The 26426-nt window shown below is 62.2% G+C and carries 32 protein-coding genes; 19 read left to right on the forward strand and 13 right to left on the reverse strand.

The genetic code is table 11. The features are described 5' to 3' along the window. Positions 1-2 precede the first annotated feature (2 nt). From ABIE40_RS13075 to ABIE40_RS13085, 3 genes are all read left to right on the forward strand, one after another. Positions 3-716: a substrate-binding periplasmic protein gene (locus ABIE40_RS13075; protein WP_112719326.1), complete on the forward strand. Its 714-nt coding sequence runs from the start codon at positions 3-5 to the stop codon at positions 714-716. A gap of 84 nt (positions 717-800) precedes the next feature. Further along, positions 801-1520, forward strand: a complete 720-nt coding sequence (gene pth / locus ABIE40_RS13080; protein WP_199627086.1) for an aminoacyl-tRNA hydrolase — start codon at positions 801-803, stop codon at positions 1518-1520. A gap of 4 nt (positions 1521-1524) precedes the next feature. Beyond that, the gene (locus ABIE40_RS13085) at positions 1525-1983 is read left to right on the forward strand and encodes a GNAT family N-acetyltransferase (RefSeq protein WP_199627088.1); all 459 of its coding nucleotides are present in this window, start codon (positions 1525-1527) and stop codon (positions 1981-1983) included. Between the two features lie 3 nt (positions 1984-1986). Here ABIE40_RS13085 and ABIE40_RS13090 read toward each other — a convergent pair whose 3' ends face one another. Next, positions 1987-2367 (reverse strand): hypothetical protein, encoded by a 381-nt coding sequence (locus ABIE40_RS13090; RefSeq protein WP_199627090.1) that lies wholly within the window; start codon positions 2365-2367, stop codon positions 1987-1989. A 77-nt stretch (positions 2368-2444) separates the two neighbouring features. Continuing rightward, complete coding sequence (gene clpS / locus ABIE40_RS13095; protein ID WP_199627092.1) at positions 2445-2756, reverse strand: ATP-dependent Clp protease adapter ClpS; 312 nt, start codon at positions 2754-2756, stop codon at positions 2445-2447. Between the two features lie 182 nt (positions 2757-2938). Between clpS and ychF the strand changes: the two genes are divergently transcribed. The 3 genes from ychF to ABIE40_RS13110 are packed head-to-tail and all read left to right on the forward strand — an operon-like array spanning position 2939 to position 5019. Beyond that, positions 2939-4042: a redox-regulated ATPase YchF gene (ychF, locus tag ABIE40_RS13100; protein WP_199627094.1), complete on the forward strand. Its 1104-nt coding sequence runs from the start codon at positions 2939-2941 to the stop codon at positions 4040-4042. Positions 4043-4093: 51 nt separating this feature from the next. Continuing rightward, positions 4094-4555, forward strand: a complete 462-nt coding sequence (locus ABIE40_RS13105; RefSeq protein ID WP_199627096.1) for a MaoC family dehydratase — start codon at positions 4094-4096, stop codon at positions 4553-4555. After that, entirely contained in the window at positions 4552-5019 is a 468-nt protein-coding gene (locus ABIE40_RS13110; RefSeq protein WP_130277832.1) for a MaoC family dehydratase, read from the forward strand. The genes ABIE40_RS13105 and ABIE40_RS13110 overlap by 4 nt, the downstream gene beginning before the upstream one ends. A gap of 14 nt (positions 5020-5033) precedes the next feature. Here ABIE40_RS13110 and ABIE40_RS13115 read toward each other — a convergent pair whose 3' ends face one another. The 5 genes from ABIE40_RS13115 to ABIE40_RS13135 form a co-directional block, all read right to left on the reverse strand. After that, entirely contained in the window at positions 5034-5576 is a 543-nt protein-coding gene (locus ABIE40_RS13115) for an adenine phosphoribosyltransferase (RefSeq protein WP_112719336.1), read from the reverse strand. A 116-nt stretch (positions 5577-5692) separates the two neighbouring features. Continuing rightward, positions 5693-6577: a cytochrome c1 gene (locus ABIE40_RS13120; RefSeq protein WP_112719337.1), complete on the reverse strand. Its 885-nt coding sequence runs from the start codon at positions 6575-6577 to the stop codon at positions 5693-5695. Between the two features lie 25 nt (positions 6578-6602). Then, entirely contained in the window at positions 6603-7868 is a 1266-nt protein-coding gene (locus ABIE40_RS13125) for a cytochrome b (RefSeq protein ID WP_112719338.1), read from the reverse strand. Between the two features lie 14 nt (positions 7869-7882). Beyond that, entirely contained in the window at positions 7883-8461 is a 579-nt protein-coding gene (gene petA / locus ABIE40_RS13130) for a ubiquinol-cytochrome c reductase iron-sulfur subunit (RefSeq protein ID WP_112719339.1), read from the reverse strand. A 239-nt stretch (positions 8462-8700) separates the two neighbouring features. Continuing rightward, a complete protein-coding gene (locus tag ABIE40_RS13135) occupies positions 8701-10602 on the reverse strand; it encodes an ABC transporter ATP-binding protein (protein WP_199627098.1) in 1902 nt (633 codons plus the stop codon). Positions 10603-10765: 163 nt separating this feature from the next. On the opposite strand from ABIE40_RS13135, the gene ABIE40_RS13140 reads away from it, so the two are divergent. After that, a complete protein-coding gene (locus ABIE40_RS13140; RefSeq protein WP_112719341.1) occupies positions 10766-10996 on the forward strand; it encodes a CopG family transcriptional regulator in 231 nt (76 codons plus the stop codon). A 6-nt stretch (positions 10997-11002) separates the two neighbouring features. Here the strand turns inward: ABIE40_RS13140 and ABIE40_RS13145 are convergent, their stop codons facing one another. The 3 genes from ABIE40_RS13145 to ABIE40_RS13155 form a co-directional block, all read right to left on the reverse strand. Continuing rightward, positions 11003-11317: a type II toxin-antitoxin system RelE/ParE family toxin gene (locus tag ABIE40_RS13145; protein ID WP_199627100.1), complete on the reverse strand. Its 315-nt coding sequence runs from the start codon at positions 11315-11317 to the stop codon at positions 11003-11005. After that, on the reverse strand, positions 11314-11583 hold the full coding sequence (locus ABIE40_RS13150) for a ribbon-helix-helix domain-containing protein (protein WP_199627106.1): 270 nt from the start codon (positions 11581-11583) through the stop codon (positions 11314-11316). Before ABIE40_RS13150 ends, ABIE40_RS13145 begins: the two co-directional genes overlap by 4 nt. 100 nt (positions 11584-11683) lie before the next feature. Further along, a complete protein-coding gene (locus ABIE40_RS13155) occupies positions 11684-13540 on the reverse strand; it encodes an ABC transporter ATP-binding protein (protein WP_199627108.1) in 1857 nt (618 codons plus the stop codon). Between the two features lie 376 nt (positions 13541-13916). On the opposite strand from ABIE40_RS13155, the gene ABIE40_RS13160 reads away from it, so the two are divergent. Then, positions 13917-14378, forward strand: a complete 462-nt coding sequence (locus ABIE40_RS13160) for a tRNA (cytidine(34)-2'-O)-methyltransferase (RefSeq protein ID WP_199627110.1) — start codon at positions 13917-13919, stop codon at positions 14376-14378. Positions 14379-14384: 6 nt separating this feature from the next. On the opposite strand, the gene ABIE40_RS13165 is transcribed toward ABIE40_RS13160, so the two are convergent. Then, positions 14385-15287, reverse strand: a complete 903-nt coding sequence (locus tag ABIE40_RS13165; RefSeq protein WP_199627112.1) for an alpha/beta hydrolase — start codon at positions 15285-15287, stop codon at positions 14385-14387. Positions 15288-15360: 73 nt separating this feature from the next. On the opposite strand from ABIE40_RS13165, the gene ABIE40_RS13170 reads away from it, so the two are divergent. The 4 genes from ABIE40_RS13170 (at position 15361) to ABIE40_RS13185 (ending at position 19373) form a co-directional block, all read left to right on the forward strand. Further along, positions 15361-15999: a TetR/AcrR family transcriptional regulator C-terminal domain-containing protein gene (locus tag ABIE40_RS13170; protein ID WP_199627114.1), complete on the forward strand. Its 639-nt coding sequence runs from the start codon at positions 15361-15363 to the stop codon at positions 15997-15999. Positions 16000-16096: 97 nt separating this feature from the next. After that, entirely contained in the window at positions 16097-16786 is a 690-nt protein-coding gene (locus ABIE40_RS13175) for a L,D-transpeptidase (RefSeq protein ID WP_112719347.1), read from the forward strand. Positions 16787-16799: 13 nt separating this feature from the next. After that, positions 16800-17342 (forward strand): OmpA family protein, encoded by a 543-nt coding sequence (locus ABIE40_RS13180; protein WP_199627116.1) that lies wholly within the window; start codon positions 16800-16802, stop codon positions 17340-17342. Positions 17343-17441: 99 nt separating this feature from the next. Further along, entirely contained in the window at positions 17442-19373 is a 1932-nt protein-coding gene (locus ABIE40_RS13185; RefSeq protein WP_199627118.1) for an adenylate/guanylate cyclase domain-containing protein, read from the forward strand. Here the strand turns inward: ABIE40_RS13185 and ABIE40_RS13190 are convergent. Beyond that, on the reverse strand, positions 19348-19989 hold the full coding sequence (locus tag ABIE40_RS13190) for a dihydrofolate reductase family protein (RefSeq protein ID WP_199627120.1): 642 nt from the start codon (positions 19987-19989) through the stop codon (positions 19348-19350). The two genes, ABIE40_RS13185 and ABIE40_RS13190, sit on opposite strands and share 26 nt — an antisense overlap. 145 nt (positions 19990-20134) lie before the next feature. On the opposite strand from ABIE40_RS13190, the gene ABIE40_RS13195 reads away from it, so the two are divergent. From ABIE40_RS13195 to ABIE40_RS13215, 5 genes are all read left to right on the forward strand, one after another. Further along, complete coding sequence (locus tag ABIE40_RS13195) at positions 20135-20488, forward strand: ArsR/SmtB family transcription factor (protein WP_112719351.1); 354 nt, start codon at positions 20135-20137, stop codon at positions 20486-20488. Continuing rightward, positions 20463-20951 (forward strand): SRPBCC family protein, encoded by a 489-nt coding sequence (locus tag ABIE40_RS13200; protein ID WP_199627122.1) that lies wholly within the window; start codon positions 20463-20465, stop codon positions 20949-20951. The genes ABIE40_RS13195 and ABIE40_RS13200 overlap by 26 nt, the downstream gene beginning before the upstream one ends. 96 nt (positions 20952-21047) lie before the next feature. Further along, positions 21048-22031, forward strand: coding sequence for a phosphotransferase enzyme family protein (locus ABIE40_RS13205; protein WP_199627772.1), 984 nt, complete (start codon positions 21048-21050; stop codon positions 22029-22031). A gap of 84 nt (positions 22032-22115) precedes the next feature. Next, a complete protein-coding gene (locus tag ABIE40_RS13210) occupies positions 22116-22766 on the forward strand; it encodes a glutathione S-transferase family protein (protein WP_199627124.1) in 651 nt (216 codons plus the stop codon). A 264-nt stretch (positions 22767-23030) separates the two neighbouring features. Then, the gene (locus ABIE40_RS13215; protein WP_112719354.1) at positions 23031-24677 is read left to right on the forward strand and encodes a Na/Pi cotransporter family protein; all 1647 of its coding nucleotides are present in this window, start codon (positions 23031-23033) and stop codon (positions 24675-24677) included. A 6-nt stretch (positions 24678-24683) separates the two neighbouring features. Here the strand turns inward: ABIE40_RS13215 and ABIE40_RS13220 are convergent, their stop codons facing one another. Beyond that, positions 24684-24947 (reverse strand): hypothetical protein, encoded by a 264-nt coding sequence (locus tag ABIE40_RS13220; RefSeq protein ID WP_130277815.1) that lies wholly within the window; start codon positions 24945-24947, stop codon positions 24684-24686. 165 nt (positions 24948-25112) lie between these two features. Between ABIE40_RS13220 and hemF the strand changes: the two genes are divergently transcribed. Next, positions 25113-26027 (forward strand): oxygen-dependent coproporphyrinogen oxidase, encoded by a 915-nt coding sequence (hemF, locus tag ABIE40_RS13225; protein ID WP_130277814.1) that lies wholly within the window; start codon positions 25113-25115, stop codon positions 26025-26027. 112 nt (positions 26028-26139) lie between these two features. Continuing rightward, the gene (locus tag ABIE40_RS13230) at positions 26140-26406 is read left to right on the forward strand and encodes a hypothetical protein (protein ID WP_199627126.1); all 267 of its coding nucleotides are present in this window, start codon (positions 26140-26142) and stop codon (positions 26404-26406) included. Positions 26407-26426: the final 20 nt, after the last annotated feature.

A 26426-nucleotide genomic window follows, 5' to 3' on the forward strand; every position in this document is an offset into this window, starting at 1 on the left:
GAATGAAAAAGCTGCTGCTTCTCGCCTTTCTGATGTTGCCCACAGCAGCTGCCGCCGAGACGGTGTCCTTCTTCACGGAAGAATATGCGCCGTTCAACTACCGCGACGGCAAGGTGATCAAGGGCGCGACCGTCGAGCAGGTCGAAAAGGTGATGGCCGATATCGGCGTCGATTATACGCTGGAGCTGGTTCCCTGGGCCCGTGCCTATGGCATGGCGCAGACGACGCCGATGACCTGCGTCTTCGCCACCGCCCATAACAGCACCCGCGATCCGCTGTTCAAATGGATCGAGCCCCTGCTCGTCGACCGCAACATCCTGATCACCAAGACCGGTTCCGGCGTCAAGGCTGATACGCTCGACGAGGCAAAGCAATATACGGTAGGCACCCAGCGCGAGGACTATACGGAGACGACGCTGAAGGAGAAGGGCTTCACCAAGCTCGACGTCGCCAGCGACTTCAACGCGACGTTGCGCAAGCTGCTGGGCGGCCGCATCGACATGATGCCGATCTCCGAGCTCTATTTCGACAAGCTGAAGCAGGAACAGCCGCTGGAGATGGTGACGGTGCTGTCGACCCAGCCGATGGGCATCGCCTGCCAGAAGGATTTCCCCGACGATCTCAGGCGCAGGATGCAGGTCGCTCTCGACAAGCTGATCGCCGACGGCACGCAGCGACAGATCTTCCAGAAATACGGCCTCACCCTGCTGCACTGAGGCGCATTCGCCCCTTAGCGCTTGACTTCGTGCCCGTTTCGCGGTGGTGAAACGGGCATCATCGTTTCAAGGAATGGATTGGCTATGCTGATCATCGCGGGTCTCGGCAATCCCGGTAGCAAATATGCCGGCAACCGGCACAATATCGGCTTCATGGCGCTCGATGCCATCTACCGCCGCCACAGCTTTTCGCCCTGGTCGAAAAAGTTCAAGGCTGAGATCGCCGAAGGCGAGCTCGAGGGCGAGAAGGTGCTGCTGATCAAGCCGCAGACCTACATGAACCTCTCGGGCGAATCCGTCGGCGAAGCCATGCGCTTTTACAAGCTGCAGCCTTCCGATCTCGTCGCCATCTATGACGAGCTCGACCTGGCGCCCGGCAAGGCGCGGCTGAAGACCGGCGGCGGCCATGGCGGCCATAACGGCATCAAATCGCTCGACGCCCATTGCGGCCGCGAATACCGCCGCCTGCGCCTCGGCATCGGTCATCCCGGTGTCAAGGAAATGGTGCAGCATCATGTTCTCGGCGACTTCGCCAAGGCCGACCAGAGCTGGCTGGAGCCGCTTCTCGACGCCCTGGCCGATAATGCCGGCATGCTGGTGCGCAATGAGGATTCACAGCTGATGAACAAGCTGGCGCTCGCCGTCGGCGGCAAGGCGGAAGAGGAAAAGCCGAAGGCCGAGAAGAAGCCGGTGGCGAAATCCCATATCCATCAGGCCCGCAACCACAATCAGCCGAAGATCCTGCCGGCCACCGGCCCGATGGCCGAGATGCTGAAGAAACTGCTCGGCAACAAGGGCGACTGATCCCATGAGTGAAGCGCTGGCCATTCGCAGCGCCGGGGCCGGCGACCTCGCCGCCCTGCTCGCGCTCTATGCCGAACTGAACCCGTCCGATCCGCCGGTGGAACCAGCGATCGCCAAAAAGCAGATGGATGCCATCCTCGCCCAATCGGGCATGCAGATCTTCATCGGCTTTTCCGGTGAGGAAGCGGCGGCGACCGTCACCCTGTCGGTCATCCCCAACTTAACGCGCGCAGGCGCCCCCTACGCGCTGATCGAGAACGTCGTGACGCTGTCGGCCCATCGCAAGAAGGGCTACGGCGCTGCGCTGATTGCCCATGCGATCGAAACCGCCTGGCGGGCCGGCTGCTACAAGGTGATGCTGCTGACCGGCTCGAAAACACCGGCGACCCTGCGCTTCTACGAGAACTGCGGCTTCACGCAGGACAAGACCGGCTATCAGGTCCGCCGCCCCGCCGGCCGCTGACGCCTATAGGCCGATGCTGTGCAGCCGGTAGAGAAAGAGGTTCCACAGCGCCGAAAAACCGCTGTCGATCATCCAGGCAATCGCGCCCGAGGCTCCCGGCGAAAACAGCATGACCAGCAGACCGCCGACCGTGCTCAGCATCACCGAGATCCGGAAATTCTTCAGGCTGTCGAGCCGGTAGTAGCCGTTGTCATCATATTCGGTGCCGAACAGCAGATCGGGAAGGTTGTAGCCGCTGGAAAGCGGCAGATCCATCAGCGGCCGGTCCGTGATGCGATCCGGCAGCACGTTGAACACCGCCCGGCACACATGGCCGATGGCGCCGAGCAGCGCAAAGATCGCCGCCGCCACGAAATAATGCCAGGTCGCCGCTTCAGCAGGCATGAGCGCCTCCTCGTTTCGCCCATCCTGCGGCAAAACAGCGGAGATCGAATGAAGAGGACTGGTTAAGAGATCGCCAACTATTCTTCCGGTTCGGCCGTCAGCATCAGCGGAAAACCCGCTTCCTTGGCATAGTCCATCGCCTCCTTGACCTTGGTCTCGGCGATATCCTTGGCGCAGACCACGACGACGCTCGACCCCAGCTTATGCGCCGTCATCATCACCCGATATCCCGCCTCCTCGCTCATCCGGAACACCGCCTTCAGCACCATCGTGACGAACTCGCGCGGCGTATAGTCGTCGTTGAACAGGATAACCTTGTAGAGCTTCGGCCGGTCGAGCTTCGGCTTGGCCTTGGTTTTAGGCTTCAACGCAATATCGTTGTCACTCATCGGAAGTCCATCATCAATGACAGGGGGAAGCCTCGCGCTACCCCTATTATATTGCATCGCCGCACACGGGTTCAAGGGAAAGACCCGCCACACGGGCCGAGATTGGCGCGAAAAAGCTTGACCGCGGGGCGCCATTCCCCCATAGGCAAGGCAACGATTTCAGCGAATACGGACATTCAGCCATGGGCTTCAAATGCGGTATCGTCGGTCTGCCGAATGTCGGCAAGTCGACCCTCTTCAACGCGCTCACCAAGACGGCAGCGGCGCAGGCGGCAAACTATCCCTTCTGCACGATCGAGCCGAACACCGGCGAAGTCGCCGTTCCCGACGCGCGCATGCAGAAGCTGGCGGCGATTGCCGGCTCCAAGGAAATCATCCCGACCCGCATCTCCTTCGTCGATATCGCCGGCCTCGTGCGCGGCGCCTCGAAGGGTGAAGGTCTCGGTAACAAGTTCCTCGCCAACATCCGCGAAGTCGATGCCGTGGTGCATGTGCTGCGCTGCTTCGAAGACGACGACATCACCCATGTCGAAGGCCGCATCAATCCGGTTGGAGACGCCGACACGATCGAGACCGAGCTGATGCTCGCCGACCTCGAAAGCCTGGAGCGCCGCGTCGAGCAGACTCGCAAGCGCGCCGCCAGCAAGGACAAGGATTCCGTGGCGCAACTGCCGATCATGGAAGCCGTGGTCAAGCTCCTCAACGAGGGCAAGCCCGCCCGTCTTCTCCTGAAGACGCTGGCGCCCGAGGAAATCGAGATCCTCAAGGGCCTCAACCTCCTGACCTCGCATCCGGTCCTCTACGTCTGCAATGTCGCCGAGTCCGACGCCTCCACCGGCAACGAGCACACCACGGCCGTCGCCGAAATGGCGGAGAAGCAGGGCGCCGAATGTGTCATCATCTCAGCCGCGATCGAATCCGAAGTGGCGCAGCTGCCGGAAGAAGAATCCAAGGAATTCCTCTCCGCGCTCGGCCTCGAGGAAGCCGGTCTCGACCGCCTGATCCGCGCCGGTTACCACCTGCTCGACCTGATCACCTATTTCACCGTCGGTCCGAAGGAAACGCGCGCTTGGACGATCGTGCGCGGCACCAAGGCCCCGCAGGCCGCCGGCGTCATCCACACCGATTTCGAACGCGGCTTCATCCGCGCCTTCACCATCGGCTACGACGACTACATCAACTTCAAGGGTGAAGTCGGCGCCAAGGAAGCAGGCAAGGGCCGCGACGAAGGCAAGGAATATATCGTTGCCGACGGCGACGTCATCCACTTCCGCTTCAACACGTAAGCGTCCGCGCTTTAGCAGGCGTTCGCGCGATCGCTGGGAGGGCGAAGCGAAATGAAGCTAGCATTTGAAGACTTCGAACCGGGCCGTAGCTTTCCGCTCGGCCCGATTCCGGTGACAGCCGAAGATATCATCGAGTTCGCCACCGAATTCGACCCGCAGCCGATGCATACGTCCGAGGCCGCCGGCAAGGCCAGCATCCTTGGCGGTCTCGCCGCTTCCGGCTGGCATACGTCGGCGCTGTTCATGCGGATGATGGCCGAGGGCTACCTGCTGAATTCCTACTCGCAAGGCGCCCCGGGCACCGATCTGATGGAATGGAAGAAGCCGGTGCTGGCCGGTGATACGCTCTCCGGCCGCTCGATCGTGCTAGAATCCCGGCTGATGCGCTCGCGCCCCGGCATCGGCATTGCCCGCTTCAAGCACGAGATCGAAAACCAGAGCGGCGAGCTCGTCTGCTATTCCGAGAACTGGATCATGTTCAGCACCCGCGAAGCGGGGGAGACGCGCGCATGAGGATGACCGAGCTCTACACCGTCGGCCAGAAGATCGAGATCGGCAGCTACACCTTCACCGAAGAGCGGATCGTCCATTTCGCCACCCGCTTCGATCCGCAGCGCTTCCATGTCGATCGTGAGGCCGCAAAGCACACGCTGTTCGGCGATCTCTGCGCCTCCGGCTGGCACAATTGCGCCGCCTGGATGCGGACTTTCTTGGATTACTGGATGGCGCAGAGCATGCGCCTTGCGAAGGAGGGGCTTGCGGCCCCGAAGCTCGGCCCCTCGCCCGGCTTCGAGAAGCTGCAATGGCTGAAGCCCGTCTTCGTCGATGAGACGATCACCTATTCGGTGACCTTCCTCTCCAGCCGCCCGCTCGCATCGCGCCCAGGCTGGCATCTGAACAAGATTCTCAACGAAGGCATCAACCAGGACGGCGTCCCGGTCATCCGCTTCGAAAGCAGCGTTCTCGAGTTCGAATAGGATAAGCCGGGTGATTAATGCCCGGCGAATTCCACCAGTGTGTGAACATCCACGCCGAGCTCTTCGAGCTTCTTGCGGCCGCCGAGATCCGGCAGGTCGATGACAAAGCAGGCGCCGACGACTTCGGCGCCGATCTGGCGCAAGAGCTTGGTCGCGCCGACGGCCGTGCCGCCCGTGGCGATCAGGTCGTCGACGAGAATGACCTTCTCGCCCGGCTGCACCGCATCGCGATGCATTTCCATTTCATCGACGCCATATTCCAGGCTGTAGGCGATGCGCACGGTCTCGTGCGGCAGCTTGCCCTTCTTGCGGATCGGCACGAAGCCGGCCGACAGCTGGTGCGCCACGGCGCCGCCGAGAATGAAGCCACGCGCCTCCATGCCGGCGATCTTGTCGACCTTCAGGCCCGCATAGGGCTGCACCAGCTCGTCGACGGCGCGGCGGAAGGCGCGCGGATTGCCGAGCAGCGTGGTGATGTCGCGAAAGATGATGCCGGGCTTGGGATAGTCCGTAATGGAGCGGATGCTGGCGGCAAGCTCCGAGGCAATGGTGTTCATGGAAAGTCCGTCTGTCTGCGAGGGCACAAAGAGGCTGCACCCTATCAATTGCCCGAGGCGGAACCAACAAAAAAGGCGGCCCGGAGGCCGCCTTTTGCAATCGGTATCGAACCCGCTCAGTGGTCCTTGCTGGCGTAGACAGAACGCTTCGTCAGGAAGATGAGACCCGAGAAGATCAGCAGGAACACCATGACCATGAAGCCGGTGCGCTTGCGCTCTTCGAGATGCGGCTCTGCAGCCCACATCAGGAAGGCCGAAACGTCGCGCGAATACTGGTCGACAGTCTGCGGCGAACCATCGTCATAGGTGACCTGGTCGTCGGAGAGCGGCTTCGGCATCGCGAAGGCTGCAGCGGCATGGAAGTACGGGTTGTAGTGCGCACCAGCCGGAACCTGGAAGCCAGCCGGCGGATCCTGGTAGCCGGTCAGCAGCGAATGGATGTAGTCCGGGCCGCTTTCCTGGTACTGGGTGAAGATGTCGAAGACGAACTGCGGGAAGCCGCGCTCGACTTCACGAGCCTTGGCGAGCAGCGACATGTCCGGCGGAGCCGCACCGTTGTTGGAGGCTGCAGCCGCTTCCGCATTCGGATAGGGCGACGGGAAGTGGTCGGACGGAACAGCCTTGCGGGTGAACATTTCACCGTTGGCGTCAGGACCGTCCTGGACTTCGTAATTTGCCGCGAATGCCTTCACCTGCGCGTCCGAGTAGCCGAGGTTGCTCAGCATGCGGAACGGCACGAGGTTCATCGAGTGGCAGGCAGAACAGACTTCGGTGTAGACCTTCAGACCGCGCTGCAGCTGGCCCTTGTCATAGTGACCGAAGGGACCTGCGAAGCTCCACTTTTCCTCGGTCGGCTCCTTCAGAGGATAGTGCGGGGTCGCACTTTCCTCGTGATGGGCCGGAGCTGCACCGGCGGCCGGTGCTGCATCCTCGGCGAAAGCAGCGCCGGCAAAAGCGGCGACGGCTGCGAGCGACAGAATGCTTGTAACAAGCTTTTTCATGTTTCTATTTCCTTCCGCCGCTCGATTATGCCTTGGCCGCAGACTTGGCACGCTTCTCAAGCACCGCTTCAGTGATCGAGTTCGGAATGCGGCGCGGCGTCTCGACGAGACCAAGCACCGGCATGGCGACCAGGAAGAAAGCGAAGTAGAGCAGAGTGCAGATCTGCGAGATGGTGGTGAACAGGCCTTCGGCAGGCTGGGAACCGAGCCAGCCCAGGATGATCGCGTTGATCACGAACAGCCAGTAGAACAGCTTGTACCACGGACGGTAAACGGCCGAACGGACCTTCGAGGTGTCGAGCCACGGCAGGAAGAACAGCACGATGATCGCGCCGAACATCACGAGGACGCCGCCGAGCTTGGAGTCGATCGGACCGACATTGAAGGTGATCGAGCGCAGCATCGCGTAGAACGGCAGGAAGTACCATTCCGGAACGATGTGAGCCGGCGTCTTCAACGGGTCAGCCGGGATGTAGTTGTCGGCGTGACCGAGGAAGTTCGGCAGGTAGAAGACGAAGTAGGCGTAGACGAGCAGGAAGATCGAAACGCCGAGCGCATCCTTGAGCGTTGCGTAAGGCGTGAAACGGACGGTGTCCGTCTTCGTCTTGACTTCGACGCCGGTCGGGTTCGTCTGGCCGGTGACGTGCAGCGCCCAGATGTGCAGGATAACAACGCCTGCGATCATGAAGGGCAGCAGGTAGTGCAGCGAGAAGAAGCGGTTCAGCGTCGGCTGGTCAACGGCAAAGCCGCCGAGCAGGAACTGCTGGATCCACTCGCCGACCAGCGGGAAGGCTGAGAAGAAGCCGGTGATAACGGTCGCGCCCCAGAAGGACATCTGACCCCAGGGCAGAACGTAGCCCATGAAGCCGGTCGCCATCATCAGCAGGTAGATGACAACGCCGAGGATCCAGAGGATTTCGCGCGGTGCCTTGTACGAGCCGTAGTAGAGGCCACGGGCAATGTGCAGGTAGACGGCGACGAAGAAGAACGATGCGCCGTTGGCGTGCATGTAGCGCAGCAGCCAGCCGTGATTGACGTCACGCATGATCTTTTCAACCGAGTTGAAAGCGATCGACGTGTCGGCGGCGTAGTGCATGGCAAGCACGATACCGGTCAGGATCTGAACGACCAGCATGACCGAAAGCATGGCACCGAAGGTGTAGGCATAGTTCAGGTTACGCGGAACCGGGTATGCAACGAAGCTGTCATAGATCATACGCGGCAGCGGAAGGCGCGCGTCGATCCATTTTTCCAAGCCGGTTGATGGCTCGTAGCTGGAATGGCCACTCATGTATCAGTCTCCCCTCAACCGATCTTGATCTTAGTGTCGGACACGAACGAAAAGGTCGGAATCGCCAGGTTCTGCGGCGCCGGACCCTTACGGATGCGGCCGGCCGTGTCGTAGACCGAACCATGGCAGGGACAGAACCAACCGTTATATTCGCCGGCCTGACCAAGCGGCACGCAGCCGAGATGGGTGCAGGTACCGATCATGACGATCCAGTTTTCCTTGCCCTTGCCGCCCGAGCGGTCGATGCCGGTCGCCTGAGCGTCTGCAGGAAGGTTTGCGTTGCGTGCAACCGGATCCTTGAGGTCTGCCATCGGCGTATCGTCGGCAGCCTTGATTTCTTCCGGCGTACGGTTGCGGATGAAGATCGGCTTGCCGCGCCACTTGACCGTCAGCGACATGCCGGGCGTCAAGCTTGTAACGTCGACTTCGATCGACGCCAGTGCCAGCGTCGATGCATCCGGGCGCATCTGATCGATGAACGGCCATGCGACCGAAACAGCGCCGACTGCACCCGCCATACCTGTGGTGAGATAAAGGAAATCACGGCGAGTGGGCTCTGCTGAAGCCCCGCTTGTCGTATCGTGTTCGCTCACGGCTAAACCATCCTCTGCGAATTTTTGCGGAATTCCGCCCTGCCCCTCTCGACGGCGAATCAGTCAAAGACACAATTCGGCCATAGATTCCCCGCCAATCCGGCGCGTTCTATGCTTGATCGCAAATTATGTCCAGCCTTGACAAGGGGCTGACGGCACAATGTCGCGGGAATTTTCAGATGAAATTTTCAAGTCAATCCGCAGGCTTCGCGGGTTTGCAGGGCGTTTGCGCCTAAGGTCTAGACCACGCTCGCCTCACGCCCGCTTTGCGCCCCGGCATCCCCATCATCCGACGCGAGGAACCCGCCCGACTGGCGCGCCCACAGCTCGGCATAGAGCCCGCCCCTGGCAATCAGCGCCTCGTGCGTGCCTTCCTCGATGATTTTGCCCTGATCGACGACGATCAACCGGTCGAGGGCCGCAATGGTCGAGAGCCTGTGAGCGATGGCAAGCACGGTCTTGCCGTCCATGATCCGGTTGAGGTTCGACTGGATCGCCTCTTCCACTTCCGAATCCAGCGCCGAGGTCGCCTCGTCGAGCACCAGGATCGGCGCGTCCTTCAACATCACGCGGGCAATGACGATACGCTGGCGCTGGCCGCCGGAGAGTTTGACGCCGCGCTCGCCGACATGGGCGTCGAAGCCCTTGCGGCCGTTCTGATCCTGCAGCCGGTCGATGAAGCCCATCGCCTCGGCTCGGTTGGCCGCCTCGATCAGCTTGCCCTCACCCGCATCCGGACGGCCGAAGAGGATGTTGTCGCGCACCGAGCGGTGCAGCAGCGAAGTATCCTGGCTGACGACGCCGATCTGCATGCGCAGCGTCTCCTGGCGCACCGCCGAAATATCCTGGCCGTCGACGAGGATCCGCCCACCCTCGACGTCGTACATTCTGAGCAACAGGCTGACGAGCGTCGACTTGCCGGCGCCGGAGCGGCCGACGATGCCGACCTTTTCGCCCGGCGCGATCGTCAGCGAGAAATTGTCGATGACGCCTTTGCCCTTGCCATAGTGGAACGAGACATTCTCGAAGCGGATGCTGGGCTCGCGGATCACCAGTTCCTTCGCATCCGGCTTGTCGACCAGACCCAGCGGCTGCGAGATCAGTTCGGCGGCGTTCTGGATCGTACCGAGATTGCGCATGATGCCGTTGAACTGCGTCATCAGGCGCCCGAGCAGGAAGTTGAGGCGCAGCACCAGCGCCAGCGAGAAGGCAACGGCACCGGAGCTCACGAGACCGCGCAGCCAGAGATCGACGCTGAGCCCCGCCATCGTCACGATCATCAGGCCCGACAGCAGCGCCATGGAGGCACGCACGCCGGTGATGAAGCGCGTGAAGCGCAGCACCGTTTCCTGGTACATGTCGAAGCCCTGCCGCATGTAGCGGTCGCTTTCCTCATCACGGGCAAAGAGCTTCAGCGTCTGGATATTGCTGTAGGAATCGACCATGCGGCCGTTCAGCATCGAGGCGGCCTCGGCCGTCTCGCGGGAGTGATAGCGGATGCGCGGCACGAAATAGCGCGCCAGCACGCCGAAGGCGATGAGCCAGAAAAGCACGACCGCAGCGAGCGAGAAATCCAGCCGCGCGACGAGGAACAGCGTCGTCGCCGCATAGATGCCGACGAACCAGACGCTCTCCATCAGCGACGTCACGAGGTCGCCGACCGCCTGCCCCGCCGACCAGACCTTGGTGACGATACGGCCTGAAAAATCGCTCTGGAAGAAATGCAGCGATTGGCGCGAGACATGCAGATAGGACTGCCAGCGCGCCAGATTGTAGAAGCCCGGCGTGATCACCTGCTGATCGACCAGCGCCGTCAGGAAGGCGACGACGAAGCGCACGATGCCGATCAGCGCCAGCATGCCGAAGATCTCGCCGCCATGATCGGCGAGCAATCCGCTCCAGCCGACACCCGGTTTGATCGTGCTCAGAATATCGACCAGCCGGCCGACGAACCAGAACAGCGCCGCCTCGATCGCCGCCGAAATGCCGCCGAGAATAAGCATGGCGACGAAGGGCCAGCGCGCCTGGCCGATATAGAACCAGATGAAACCCAGCGTCGAACGCGGCGGCTGGATCTTGTCGCGCGGACGGAAGGGATCGACCCAGTTTTCGAACAGGCTGAGGATGGGGCGCAAGAACATATCGCCGATATAGGCTGAAACCCAAAAGCGGCAAAGAGCATCGCCTCTCGCCACAACCTTATATTTTGGTAATATTCGATAATATCGGCGTGAGCGCCGTTGAATGCCGCTGACCTCAACACAATCTCGGAGTACAATCGCCGCTCAACGGAGATACCCCGGCATGGAAACGAAAATGCTGAAAGCGCATATTCCGCTTCCTCTTGCGGAAAGACTTCACGACGTCGCAAATCATCTCGGCATCGAACCATCGGCCATCGTCGGCGAGGCGATCGCCGCATGGCTGGAACGCGAGGAAGAACGCCGCCTCCTCGACCTGCGCTCGCTCGCCAGCGCCAATGCCATGTTCGTGGTCGAAACCCACCGCGTCACGGATTGGGCGGATAGTTTGTAGGCAGGCTCAGAGCGCGTGGAGAATGGATGGCAGGTCCCGTTTGCCATGCAGGACGCGCAGCACGGCAATCTGACTATTGCCCGTCAGATAATAGGCGCGGATATCCTCGAAACCGTCGATTGGCCAGGCCCGTAGTCCCGCGAGTGTGGGATTGGTGAAATGCCGGGGTGCGCCGGAACTCGGCTGCTCGGCAAGACGGACGAACGAGCGCTCCACCGAAACGATGAAACGATCGGCGACCGCTTCGCCGGCATTCTCCAGAAGATATGAAAACTGCGCGAGAATATCGCGCCGGGCAGCCGGTTTGACAACAAGCTTCAAGGCGCCCTCTTTCCCCGCTGTGCTGCCAGCAGCTGCGCCGCCTCTTTCTTCAGGTCGCTCCAGAACTCGGCATTTGCCTCGGCGCCATCGCCGGAAGCCAGCCCTTCGAGAAGCAGAGCCTCAAGCCGCGCATCATTCTCGCGTGCCTGTGCGTCGCGGATCAGCGTGCGAAAATACTCGCTGACATTGCCATAGCCCTTACTCGCCATCTGGCTCTCGACAAAAGCCTTGAGATTGTCGGGAAGAGAAATCGTCACCGTAGCCATTCCGGTCTCCTTGCAATGCTGAAGAGAGGATAGCTGCCTTCTTAACTGTTCTCAATAGTTAAGAAGCCCTCCCCGCTTTCGCCGGGAGGGCTTCTTCTTGTCACTCCGCCGCTTCTTCCGGCTCCGCCTCGTGATCGGCGAGGAAGCCGCCGGACTGGCGGGTCCAGAGGTCGGCATAGATGCCGCCATGGCCGACGAGTTCGCCGTGTGAGCCGGATTCGATGATCTTGCCCTTGTCGAGCACGATCAGCCGGTCCATCTCCGTCAGCGTCGACAGGCGGTGGGCGATCGCGATCACCGTCTTGCCCTGCATCAGCGCGAAGAGGTTTTCCTGGATCGCCGCCTCCACTTCGGAATCGAGCGCCGAGGTTGCCTCGTCGAGCACCAGGATCGGCGCGTCCTTCAGGAAGACACGGGCGATGGCGATACGCTGGCGCTGGCCGCCGGAGAGTTTGACGCCGCGTTCGCCGACCTGCGCATCGAGACCCTTGCGGCCATGCATGTCGGAGAGCCCTTCGATGAACTCCCAGGCATTCGCCCGCTTCGCCGCCTCGATCACCTCCGCGTCCGTCGCTTCAGGACGTCCATAGGCGATGTTGTCGCGGATCGAGCGGTGCAGCAGCGAGGTATCCTGCGTCACGACGCCGATTAGCGCCCGCAGGCTTTCCTGCGAGACCGCCGAGATATCCTGTCCGTCGATGGTGATCCGCCCGGCTTCCAGATCATAGAAGCGTAAGAGCAGGTTCATCAGCGTCGTCTTGCCGGCACCTGAGCGGCCGACCAGACCGACCTTCTCGCCGGCCTTGATGTCGAGCGACAGGTTCTCGATGATGCCCTTGCCCTTGCCGTAGTGGAAGCCGATCCGCTCGTAATGGATCGCGCCGCGCTTGGCCTGCATCGGCGGTGCGCCCGGCTTGTCGGTGATGTCGTGGTTCTTCGTCATCATCTCCATGCCGTCATAGACGGTGCCGATGTTTTCGAAGAGCGCCGAAACTTCCCACATGATCCACTGCGACATGCCGTTGACGCGCATTGCGAGACCAATGGCAATGGCGATCGCACCGACCGAGATCTGGCCGTTCAGCCAGAACCAGATCGACAGGCCGGAGATCACGAACAGCGCCACACAGTTGTTGATGTAGACGGACATGTGGAACAGCGTCACCCGCCGCATCTGGCGGTAGACCGTCTGCAGGAACTCGTCCATGCCTTCCTTGGCGTAGCTCTCCTCCCGCCCGGCATGCGAAAACAGCTTCACCGTCGCGATATTCGTATAGCTGTCGACCACGCGGCCGGTCATCATCGAGCGGGCATCGGCCTGTTGCGCCGCGATCTTGCGTAGCCGCGGAACGAAATAGGAGACGATGCCGACATAGATGCCGAGCCAGGCGAGGATCGGGATCATCAGCCGCCAGTCCGCCGCCGCGATCACCACGATCATCGAGATGAAATAGGTGACGACATAGACGAAGACGTCGAGGATCTTCATCACCGTTTCGCGCACCGCCAGCGACGTCTGCATCACCTTGGTCGCAACGCGTCCGGCGAACTCGTTGGCAAAGAAGGTCATGCTGTGACGCAGCAGGAAGCGGTGCATCTGCCAGCGGGCAATCATCGGGTAATTGCCGAGCAGCACCTGATGCATGATCAGCGAATCCAGCCCCGCCGCCAGCGGCAGGCCGATCAGGATCAGGGCGCCCATCATCGCCAGCCGCGGCCACTCGGTTTCGAGGAAGGTCGCCTTGTCGGCATTGGTCAGCCAGTCGACGATCTCGCCGAGAAACTGGAAGAGCGCCACTTCGCCGATGGCAATCAGCGCGGTCAGCACTGCCATGGCGGTCAGCCAGGGCGCTGCCGGCTTCGTATAGTGCCAGCAGAAGGCAAAGAGCCCCCGCGGAGGCGCAACGGGCTCCTCGACGGGAAAGGGTTTCAACCGCTGTTCGAACCAGCCAAACATGAAAATGCTCCGGAACTTATCGTCCCGCCTCCCGGCTCGCGCAAATCCGCGCATGAGCTCATATGGGAGCGGGACGCTTTGGGAACGAGGCCATAACAGCCGCGCAATGGATCAAAATGGGGGATTTTGAGAAAACGATGCGCCTTAAGCGCGCCGTGTCACCAGTGGTCGTTCGACGACTGGAAGGCGCATAAGCAGCACAATATTCATGTCGGCCCTCCCTGCTGGCGATTGAAGATGTGCACCGATAACGCGAAAATCGCGTAATTTCCAGCCGAAAATCGGCGGAAATTGAACATTTCGGGGTCAAAATGCGCCTTGTTGCACCCGAAACACACATGTTCTAGGACCGGTCGACATTGTTCTGGAGACTGCGATGACCGACCTCAGACTGGCGCTCTACCAGCCGGACATTCCCGGCAACACGGGAACGATCCTGCGATTGGCCGCCTGCCTGGGTTTCGGCGTCGACCTGATCGAACCCGCCGGCTTCGACATTTCCGATCGCAATCTGAAGCGCTCGGGCATGGATTATCTCGCGATGGCGGCACTGACCCGCCACGTCAATTTCGATCGTTTCGAGGAATGGCGCGCAACCACAGGGCGCCGCCTCATCCTGGCCTCGACCAAGGCCTCCAGCCCCTATACCGGCTTCAGCTTCCGCCCCGATGACATCCTGCTCTTCGGCCGCGAAAGCGCCGGCGTGCCCGACCACGTCCACGACAAGGCCGACAGCCGCATCCTCATCCCGATGGTCGAAGGCCAACGCTCGATCAATGTGGCAGTTTCCGCCGCGATGATCACCGGCGAAGCGATGCGCCAGACGGTCTGGGGCTGACGGTTCCTACGAGGCCTGCCGCACGAAGGCCGCGATGCGCGAGGCGACCGGCTCGATAAAGGCCGGATCGAGCGCATGCCCCATATCCGCAACGACGGAGAGCTCAGCCCGCGGCAGCATGGCAGCGGCCCATTCGGCATGGGCAGGCGGGAAGATCGGGTCCATGCTGCCGTGAATAACAAGGCAGGGCAGATCGAGGTGAGCTAGATCCGCCGCAGTCAAAGGCGCCGTCGCGATCTGCGCCTTGCTGTGATTGCTGTGGTTTGCCATCTTCGCAAGCCCGGCATGGCGGCGCGCGACGACCCCCCGCCCCATCGCCAGCCAGAAGCCCTCGTCGAATGGCGACTTCGGCCCAGCCGCCAAGCGGAAATTCTCGACAAAGCGCACGGCCGCCTCCTCGTCCGATTGCGTCGGGGCGCTGTTCAGCGCAATCACCGCCCGAACGTAATCGGCCGCCGGTCTCGGCAGCTGTCCCGGTTTTTCTGGCTTACCCGTAAAGGCATCGTTCTTGGGTCCGAGATCGGGAGACGACATCAGTGTCGTGATGCTGGCAACGCGCTCCGGATGTTTCAGACCGGCCATCAGCGCGGTCACCCCGCCCTGCGACAGACCGGCAATATGGCAGCGTCCGATGCCGAGACAATCGAGCAGCCCGAAGGCATCGCCGACCAGATCGTCGAGCGTATAGGGCCGCTCCTCGAAATCGACATAGGTCGAAAGCCCGGTATCGCGCTGGTCGTAGCGGACGACGCGAAGCTCCGCATCCGCAAGGACCTCGCAGAAACGATCAGGCCAGACGACCCCCGGCGCACTGTTTCCCATCATCAAAAGGATAGCAGGATGGCCATCGCGGCCGAACTGGTCGAAAGCCAGCTCGATACCACCAACATTCACAACACCGCTTTCCATGCTCGCTCGCCCAAATTTATCATCGATAAATTTACTTATCGATGATAAATTCCGCCGTCAAGTTGGAGCCGCCATGAAGATCACCCAGACAGATATCGTCCGCGAAGCCCTCATCCTCCTGAACGAGGTGGGCCTCGACAAGCTCTCGACTCGGATGGTCGCCGCCCGCCTGGGCGTGCAGCAACCGGCGATCTACTGGCATTTCAAGGGCAAGCGCGAACTGATGGACGCGATGAACGCAGCAATAATGCGCTCGTCCCACCAGGCCCGCCTTCCCGATGACGGCGACGATGCCAGATCCTTCCTCGTCAAAAGCCATCGGAGCTTCCGGCGCGCGCTTCTGAGCGTCCGCGACGGCGCCCGCATCCATGCCGGCTCACGGTCCGAAGCATCGGACAATGACGCGGCCGAACGGCAGCTCGCCTTCCTCGTGGCTCGAGGCCTCACCGCCAATCTCGCGCTCCGCATCCTGATCACGCTGTCGCGTTTCACCGTCGGCTTCGTCATGGAAGAGCAATCGGAAGCAGAGCACCCGCCGCAGCTGTCGCCCGACGCAAGCGGAACGCACCCGCTGCTGACGGCCGCCTTCGCGGACTACGCCAGCCTGTCGCAGGATCAGCTTTTCCTCGATGGCCTCGATGCCATTCTCGACGGCTTCCTGGCGCAGAGCGGCAATATCGGCATCGGCCCCACGAGTAACGCGACGGCTTGAAACTGAGATTTCAGCAGCTCAATCCAAGATTCCATCTTGAGACATAGAGAAAATCTGATTTACTGCGCCCAACTGCTTGGCTTGGGGGAAATGGCCGATGGAGTTTAAGCGCAGGGATATTATCCGCGGGGGCGTTGCGTTACTTGGTGCCGGTGCATTTCAGCATCCGGCATTTGCCGCGCCGGCCTCCTACTTTGCCGGACCCGCCGTCGATAATGGCGTGACCTACCAAAGCACGAATTTCGCCAAGATCGACAAGCGCTGGCGCCGCCAGGTCGTCAAGTATTTCAGCACCGAGCCGATCGGCACCGTTGTCGTCGATACGCGCCACCACTTTCTCTATGTGATCATGGAGAACAAGACGGCGATCCGCTATGGCGTCGGCGTCGGCCGCGAGGGCTTCCAGTGGTTCGGCCGCGCCACTGTTGACGCCAAGTCGCTCTGGCCGCGATGGACGCCACCGCCGGAAATGCGCAAGCGCCATCCGGAACTGCCGGAATTCGTCGCCGGCGGCTCGCCGAAGAACCCGCTCGGGCCGCGCGCCATGTACCTGCACCGCGACGGCGTCGATACCGGCTACCGGTTCCACGGCACGCTCGAGCCCTGGAGCATCGGCAAGGACGCCTCCAGCGGCTGCATCCGCATGTTCAACGAGGACGCGATCGACCTCTACCAGCGCTGCCCGATCGGCACCGCCGTACAGGTCCTGCCGCATATCGCCGACCAGGCCGAAACGGCGGCGCAGGTTGCCCAGCCTGCAACCGCTGCCCAGCCGCCGGTTCAATGAGGAAAGCGCCCCGATGATCGCAACGACCGGATCTCTCAGCCGCCTTGCCTGCATGGCGGCCATCCTGCTCTCGCTCTCCGCCTGCACCACCAGCAATCTCACCGCCTCCGTGGAAGAGCCGCCCGCCACGCCGATGACCGGCGAGACCAACGACCCCGCCCCCGGCTTCGAGAATGTCAGCGCCGGAAGCGAGGAAGACTTCATCCTCAATGTCGGCCGCCGCACCTATTTTACCCAGGATTCCGCCGCCCTCGATTCCGTCGCCAAGGCGACACTCGACAATCAGGCGGCATGGCTGGCGCGCAATCCGACCTGGCTGATCAAGCTGCAGGGCTTTGCCGACGATTCCGGCTCGCCAGCGGCGATGCAGTCGCTATCGCAGAAGCGCGCCGATGCCGCCATGGCCTATCTCGTGTCGAAGGGTGTGGACCCGAAGCGCATGTGGGCCAAGGGCTATGGCAATGACCGCGAAGTGCGCGATTGCACCGACCGCTCCTGCAAGGTGCAGAACCGCCGCGTCGTCACCAACCTCAGAACCACGCCCGACGCCGTCTAGCCGTAGGCCCGCGTGAAAGCGATGCCGGCCAGAAGCCCCTCCGCCGGCATCGAAACGATATGAAAAACTGAGACATGTCCGCATTGCGAGGGACATCGCGTGCATTGGTCCAAACCCCTGCGACTGCATCTCGGCGTCCTCGTCGTGGGATCGCTGCTCTGCACCTCGACGCCGATCATCTGGCTGGCCTTTAGCCACGGCAAGCAAGCCGCCGTCAGCGCCGGGGCGCAGCAGATGCGCGAGATGAGCCTGCGGCTGATCGAGGGCTATCGCAACACGCTTCAGGGCGGCACCGAGACCGTAGCGCTGGCCTCGACGCTACCGCAGCTCGCCTCCCCGCCGCTGCAGGATCTGCAGGCCAAGCAGGATTTCTTCCTGGAAGTGCTGCGCAACATCCCGAACGCCACCAGCATCTATACCGGCTATCCTGACGGCTCCTATCTGCAGGTGATCAGCACCACGCGGCGCGACGTCCGCCAGACGCTGGCCGCCCCTGACGGCACCGCCTTCGCGATCCGCACGATCGCCGGGCGGCAGACCGGCAGCGTCACCTCGACGCTCCGCTTTCTCGACAATCAGGCCGCCTCGCTGGGTGAACGGCCCATCGACTATGCCTCCTTCGATCCGCGCGAGCGGCCCTGGTACCGCTCCGCCGCCGGCGGCCATGCAGCGATCTCGGTCGGCCCCTATGTCGCGGGAACGCTGGGTGTCCCGACGCTGACGGTCGCCGCCCCGATGCGCGACGATCCCACCGTCGTGGTCGGCATCAACATCCACCTCCAGACGGTCAGCCGCCTGCTTCATGCGGAAGGCATATCGCCGAATGCGCGCGCCTATATCGTCAATGGCAGTGACGCGCTCATCGCCCATTCCGATCCGGGCGTCATGGAGAAGCTGCTGCGGGCATGGACGAAAGACCCGGGCACAGGCGATGCGACCGCCGACAGTCTCGACACCAGCCTGCAGACCGTCGCACGGCTGCGTCATGATCCGGCCTTTGCCACCGGCGGCCTGGCACGCCTTCAGATCGATGGCGCCCCGCACCTGATCCAGATCGCTCCGGTCGAAGTCTCCGGCCTGTTCAAGGGCGATGTCGCCGCGATCATCGTTCCGCTCGACGATCTCGTCTCGCAGGCCGATCGGCTGCTCGTCCATAACCTTTTGATCGCCGCTGCCTTCCTGATCGCCGGCGTCGTGGCGTCGATCGCGCTATCGCGCATGGTCAGCCGCTCGCTGAACCGGCTGGCGGATGAAGCGCGCCTGATCGGCGATCTCGACATGCGCGAAAAGCCCGTCTCGCATTCCTGGATCACCGAGATCAACACGCTGGCAATGGCGCTGGCCGCAAGCCGCCACGCCATCCGCCAGTTCGCGCTCTACGTTCCCCGCGAGGTCGTCCGGCGCATCGTCAATTCCGACGGGCGAGCGCTCGCCGAAGCCAAGCGGCAGGAGGTAACGGCGCTCTTCACCGATATCCAGGACTTCACGACCATCTCCGAGCGGCACTCCCCCGAAGATGTCGTCGATACGCTCTCGGCCTATTTCGAGCTGCTGAACACGATCGCCGAACGCCACGGCGGCACCGTCGTGCAGTATCTTGGCGATTCCATCTTCGTCATGTGGAATGCGCCGGTGCCGGACGAAGATCATGCCGAACATGGCTGCCGCTGCGCGCTCGCCATGCAGCAGGCGATCGGCGCCCTGAACGAGAAGAACCGCAGAAACGGCCGCCCGGAACTCTTCACCCGCTTCGGCCTCCACACCGGCCCCGCCGTCGTCGGCAGCTTCGGCGCCATCTCGCGGCAGCAATACACGGCGATGGGCGACACGATCAATGTCGCCTCCCGCCTCGAAGGGCTGAACAAGCAGTTCGGCACCTCGATCCTTGTCAGCGCCGCAACCCGCGACGCCGTCATCGACAGCTTCGAATTCCGCCCGCTCGGCCTCGTCGAGGTGAAGGGGCGCGCCGAGAAGGTCGATATCTGGGAGCTCGCCGGCGTCGCGGCTAGTGATGGAAGGTCAGGTGGATGACGCCGCTCGGCGCCGTTTCCGACTTGACCGTATAACCGGCCTCCAGCCCGCGCAGATCCTCCCACAGGCATATGCCGCGCCCGAGCAGGATCGGCGTGATCGCCACATGCAGGCGATCGACGAGCCCAGCCTTGAGAAACTCGCGAACGACGGTCGGGCCGCCACCGACCCGCACATCCCGGCCGTTGGCCACCGCTGTGGCCTGCTTCAGCGCATCCTGCGGCGTCATGCTGATGAAATGGAACGTGGTGCCACCGGCCATTTCCAGCGACGGGCGGGCCTTGTGGGTGAGCACGAAAACCGGAACCTGGAACGGCGGCTCGTCGCCCCACCAGCCCTGCCAGTCGGGATCGTCAGGATGGTTGTGAAGGCCGAACATGCCGGCTCCCATGATTTCGGCACCGATATTCTCGAAATATTCCCGGGCATAATCGTCGTCGATATCAGTCGTCCCCGCCCCGCTCGTATCCTTGAAGACGCGCTCGCGAAACGTCCGCGTCGCCATATAGGCGCCGACGAGACGCGGCCAGTCTTCGCCGAAGGGAACTTCGGGCGTCTGGTCCGTCGTCGTTGCGAAACCATCGAGCGAGATCATGAGGTCGACACGTACTGCCACTGGAACTCTCCTTGCGAGGTTGCACCTAGCCGCCCCAATCATTGGAGCACGGACACTAAGGTAGGTGCCTTTATATAGATCCGAAACACTAAGGCAAGTACCTTATGGTTGTTGACTGCCGGGCGAACTCGTTTTACTGATTCACATGCCTTACCATTCGACCCCACTCGACCTCGCCTTTCACGCCCTCAGCGACCCGACGCGGCGCGCCGTCGTCTCGCGGCTGATCGAGGGCGAAGTCCCGGTCACCGTGCTCGCCGAGCCGTTCGACATGACGCTCCCCTCCTTCGCCCAGCATCTGAAGGTGCTCGAGGATTGCGGCCTGATCGCCAGCGAGAAGCGCGGACGCAGCCGATGGTGCCGCCTTGTGCAGGCCCGTTTCGACGAGGCGGCCGACTGGATGATATCGGAACGCAAGCGCTGGACCGGCCGGCTCGACCGGCTGGAAGCCTATCTCGACAGCCAAGAGGATGATGAAGGACATGGCAAATCCGTTTGACACCTGGTCGCTCGACCGGGAAATCGTGCTGGTCAAGGTGCTGAACCATCCGCGCCACAAGGTCTTCGCCGCCTGGATGGATCCGGCGGCGCTGGCGCAGTGGTATGGTCCCAAGGATCTCTCGATCGAGAACCACGAAGCCGACATCCGCGAGGGCGGCATCTGGCGCTTCGACATGGTCGGCTTGTTCGAAGGCAAGCAGCAGCGCTTTGCCAATTTGATCCGCTTCCTCGAGATCGTGCCGGACGAGCGCATCGTGATGGAGCACGGAGCGGAGGATTCGGATGATCCCAATCGTTTCCGCGTCACCGTCACCTTCGACGAGCAGTCCGACGGCAAGACGGTGCTGACCATGCGCCAGCTCCACCCCACCCCCGAACGCCGCCGCTTCGTCATCGGCTTCGGCGCTGTCGAATACGGCCTGCAGACGCTGGATGGCCTCGCGGCCTGGCTGGACAGGTGAATGCACGAACATGCAACCGCTGATCGGCGCTTGACTTTCGCCCGGCTCGCGCAATCCTCCACGTCAGAGTGAGGACGCAGCCGGGGAGCATCGGTCATACTCAATTTTCCGCCGCTATATTCGACGGCGCGCTGTGACGCGATCGCCAGGCTTGTCGAGAACAACTATCCGATCGAAGCACCCGTCTCCTGCCAGATGCTGGAGCGCGGGCTGAACGATGTCTACCGCGTTACCGGCCAGAACGCGGAGCGCTACATATTCCGCCTGTCGCAGCACCGGGCACGCGGCCCCGCCGATGTCAGAAGCGAGACCGCATTCCTGACGCACCTTGCCCAATCTGGCGTTCCCGTCGCCGCCCCGATCGAGGCGCGGGACGGCCGCTTCTTCGTCGAAACCGATGCGCCCGAGGGTCCCCGCCCCGGCGTTCTCTTCCAGGCGCTGGATGGCCGCGAGCCTGATACGGCTGGCCTCGACGACGCACGCGCCCACGGCAAGACGCTGGCAATGCTGCACAATGCGGCCGAAAGCTTCTCCGCCGAAGAGGCGCGCTACCGGCTCGACCTAGACTACCTGCTGTGGCAGCCACTGGCCCGGATAGGCCAGAGCGGCCTCGTCGAAGACCCCGATGTCTTCAAGGAGTTCGAGCGCCTGGCGGAGGAGACCAGCAACGCCATCAAAGCCTTCGGCGACCTGACATGGACCTATTGCCATGGAGACTGCCACGGCTTCAACGCCCGCATCGATGACGCCGGCGAAGCCGTTATCTTCGATTTCGACGACAGCGGCCCCGGCTACCTTGCCTACGACCTCTCTGTCTTCCTGTGGGCAAATGTCTCCTTCGGCCGGAGCTCGACGCGCAGATGGACGGCCTTCATCGAGGCCTATCGCACCATCCGGCCGATCAAGGCTGACGATTTCGAGGCCGCGCTGCACTTCGTCATCGTCCGCCATTTCTGGCTGATGGGAGAATACGCATCCCGCGCCGATGAATGGGGACGCAACACCGTTCGATGGGTCGCGCGGGAAGCGGAGTTCCTCAAGGCGTGGCAGGCTTCGCAGCTCAGCGGCCGCCTGCTCTAGCGCCGCTCGCCGCCGAATGTCATTCGATGTCGGAACCTGGATTGCTCGCACGTCTTCAAGACAGACAATCCACAGGAGGCAGCCATGACGATCACCATCACCGCCTTTGAATGCTCCCCCGACCGTGGCCGGGGCCTGGCGCGGGACATGCGGGTGCGATGGGCGCTCGAAGAGACCGGGCAGCCCTATGATGTCCGCCTCGTCACCTTCGAGACGATGAAACAACCCGCCCACCTGGCGCTCCAGCCCTTCGGCCAGATCCCGACCTATGAGGACGGCGCGCTGGCGATCTTCGAATCCGGCGCCATCGTGCTGCATATCGCCGAACAGTTTCCGGGCCTGCTGCCCACCGACCAGATTGGCCGCGCCCGCGCCATCGCCTGGCTCTTTGCCGCCGTCAGCACCGTCGAGCCCGTCATCGTCGAGCGCGAAGCGACCGGCTATGCGGAGCGCAACGAGAGCTGGTACGAGCAACGCCTCCCCCTGCTGACCGATCGTATCCGCGTAAGGCTGACCGAGCTCTCCAACAGTCTCGGCACCGCCGACTGGCTGGATGGCGATTTCAGCGTCGGCGACCTGCAGATGGTCTCGGTGCTGCTTCGCCTGAAAAGCTCCGGCCTGCTCGAAGAATTTCCAAGCCTCGCGTCCTATGTCGCCCGCGGCGAAGCCCGCCCGGCCTATCAGCGCGCCTTCGAAGCCCAGCGCGCCGTTTTTCTCGCCTCGCAGGCGCGTTGATCTCCACGTTTCGGCCGCAAACCATCTGCAGCCGATGAGCGTAACAGACTACCAATGCCATTGATTTCCAGCGGCTCCGCCGTAGATGACGGAGCATCCCCGCAATATGTCGCAAACGGCGTTGTGTTGCGGTCAAATCGGCCTATTATTATTAGCCGGGCAAACAAAAATCCGTCACTGCGCAGCAATTTCAACGAATTGGCAATGACGTGATTCTAGGATGCACAGCATTGCAAACACCAGTGAAGAAGAAGACTGCTGCTAATGGAATCCACGATCGTCATGATAAATCTGTTCGGTGCCGTAGCCTTGCTGCTGTTCGGCCTCGCGCAGGTGAAGGACGGCGTGTCGCGGGCCTTCGGCGCCAAGCTCAGAACCGGGCTGGCGACGGGTACCCGCAGCGGTCTTCGCTCCTTCCTCTCGGGCTTCGTCGCCACCATCGCGCTGCAGAGCTCGACGGCAACCGCGCTGATGGTCGCCTCCTTCGTCGAGCGTGAGCTCGTCAAGCCGCGCATGGCGCAGATCGTGCTCCTCGGCGCCAATGTCGGCACCGCCGTCACCGCCTGGATCGTCGCGACCGGCATCGAGTGGCTGTCGCCGCTCGTCATCCTCGCCGGCATCGTGCTCTATCGCAGCGGCTCCACCTCCCGCCAGGGCGGCGGCACAGCGCTGATCGGCATCGGCCTGATGCTGCTGTCGCTGCATCTTCTCAGCAGCGCCACCGAGCCGATGCGCCAGTCGCCGGCGCTTGCCGCCTTCATCGGCCTGCTCGACAATGCCTGGCCGGTGGCCCTCGCCTTCTCCGCCGGCATCGCCTTCATTTCCTCCTCCAGCCTTGCGGCCGTCGTGCTGATCCTGTCGCTCGCCTCGACCGGCATCCTCTCGGCAGGCCTGATCATCGTGCTGGTGCTCGGCGCCAACCTCGGCGGCGCCATTCCGCCCGTCGTCGCCTCGCTTTCGGGGCCGCCATCGGCAAAGCGCGTCACGCTCGGCAATCTGATTGTGCGCGCCATCGGCTGCGCTGTCGCGCTGCCGCTCGCAGGCTACGGCGCCGATATTCTGGAAATGCTGCCGCTCTCGCCCGCCAAGCTCCCGGTCGACGCCCATCTCGGCTTCAACCTGATCCTCGCCGCACTCGCCTGGCCCTTCTCGCGCCTACTGTCGAAGCTGATGCTGCGGCTCGTCCCGGAAGAAGCGCAGCCCGACAACGCGCCGAAATATCTCGATCAGGGCGAACTCTCGACGCCGGTCGTGGCGCTCGCCAGCGCCACCCGCGAAACGCTCGGCGTCGGCGATCTCATCGAGCGTATGCTGATGCGCGCCTCCGACGCCTTCGAGAAAGACGATCTCGCCAAGCTCAAGGAAATCCCCTCGCTGGAAAAGCGCGTCGACAGCCTGCAGCAGGAAGTGAAGATCTATCTCTCCAAGCTCGGCCGCGAGGGCCTGAGCGAGGAAAACGGCCGCCGCTCGATCGTCATCATCGACTACGCGATCAACCTCGAGCATATCGGCGACATCATCGAAAAGGGCCTGCTGCCGCAGGTCACCAAGAAGGCTTCGCTCGGACTGAAATTCTCCGAGGACGGCTATGAGGAGCTGAAGAAGCTCTTCCACCTGACGATCGACAACCTGCGCATCGCCCAGACCATCTTCGTCACCCGCGACTTCAAGCTCGCCAAGCAGATGATGGAAGTGAAGGTCGAGGTCCGCCGCATGGAGAAGCAATCCTCCGAGCGTCATCTGGAACGCCTGCGCGACGGCCGCGCCGACAGCCTGCAGACGAGCTCGCTGCATCTCGACATGCTGCGCGACCTGAAGCGCATCAACGCCCATATCGTCTCGGTCGCCCACCCGATCATGGACGAGCACGGCCTGCTCATCGAAAGCCGTCTCAAGGATGCTGCTGAGTAAAGACGATCAATCCGCCGAGGGCAGCCGCCGCATGGTGAACTCGATCTGGTCGTTGTCGAGCTGGCGCCAGCTTTCGACCTCGGTCCAGTAGGCCGCCTTCGGATATTCGGCAAACCACTCGCGGGCCTTCGCCCGCGCGTCGAGGAGCGCCAGTCTGTATGTTTCGCGCACGAACCGGTCGCCGCTCGTCCGGGGCGTCCCCTCGGCGCGGTGCCGCTCTATCCTGCGCTTCAAGCCGTCGAATGACGGAGGTCCCGGAATTTTATTCATGAAACCTACCTCTGCCGGAAAAAGGTAGTATCGAACCCGCTAATTTGCGAGTCGAATCTTGGCTGCGGCCTTCCGCCCGCTGGCGACTGGCGCTCCTAGCTGATAGGAGGCGTCGCAATCAGGAATGACGGGTCGCGGCTTTGGCTGCGGCCTATGGGGGTAAGTATGGAAAGACCAGTATTGCCGGCAGGCCTTCCCGCCGACATCGAAGACAAGAAGCTCGCGGCGCAGACCTGGTTCCGGCAACTGCGCGATACGATCTGTTCCACCTTCGAGACACTGGAAGATGAACTCGCCGGACCGATGTCCGATCGCGAGCCGGGCCGCTTCGTCGGCAAGGACTGGTCGCGCGACAATGGCGCGGGCGGCGGCGGGCGCATGTCGATGATGCATGGCCGCGTCTTCGAGAAGGTCGGCGTCCACACCTCCACCGTCTATGGCGAATTCGCCCCCGATTTCCGCGCCCAGATTCCCGGCGCCAATGAAGACCCGCGCTTCTGGGCCTCCGGCATCTCGCTGATCGCCCATCCGGTCAATCCGAACGTTCCCGCCGTGCACATGAACACCCGCATGGTCGTCACCTCTACCCGCTGGTTCGGCGGTGGTGCCGACCTGACGCCGGTTCTCGACCGGCGCCGCACGCAGGAGGACGAGGATACGCAGCTCTTCCACAAGGCGCTCGAGCTCGCCTGTCGCCAGCATCAGGGCATCGCCGATTACGATGCCTACAAGAAATGGTGCGACGAATACTTCTTCCTGAAGCACCGCAACGAGCCCCGCGGCACCGGCGGCATCTTCTATGACTGGCTGCATTCCAGCCCCGAAGCCGGCGGCTGGGATGCCGATTTCGCCTTCACGCAGGATGTCGGCAGGGCCTTTGCCGCAGTTTATCCACAGATTGTTCGCGCCAATTTCAACAAACAGTGGACGGAACAGGATCGTGAGGAACAATTGATTCGTCGCGGTCGATATGTGGAGTTTAATCTTCTCTATGATCGCGGTACCATCTTCGGGTTGAAGACGGGTGGCAACATCGAGTCGATTCTGTCGTCCATGCCGCCGACAGTAAAATGGCCGTAACCGGAACACTGTACGATAACGTACGGGTAAAAACCCGGTGACTGGCCTTCAAGAAGTGTGAACGCGTTCTAAATCAATTTGTATGTGCATAACAATCGGAGGAGGATTGTCGATGACGATACAAAGCGGTTCATCCGCGGATGCAGAGCAATCATCCCGCATAATCGAAGCCCCGGAATTCCTGAACCGTCTTGCCGAAGACATGCGCGCAAAGAGCGGTTCAGACCTGCCTCTCTCCTGCTATATCGAGCAGGTGAAGCTGCAGCTTGCAGGCGGTAAATCGCCGGAAGAGCTGCAGGGCCAGGCCCGCGAAAGCGCCAATTCCAACACGCCCTACCAGTCTTCGGACTGCTACCGTTTCTGGGCGATGCCGGAATAAAGCGAAATCCATGCCGGCCG

The sequence above is a fragment of the Rhizobium sp. OAE497 genome (assembly GCF_040546565.1).
Taxonomy (GTDB): domain Bacteria; phylum Pseudomonadota; class Alphaproteobacteria; order Rhizobiales; family Rhizobiaceae; genus Rhizobium.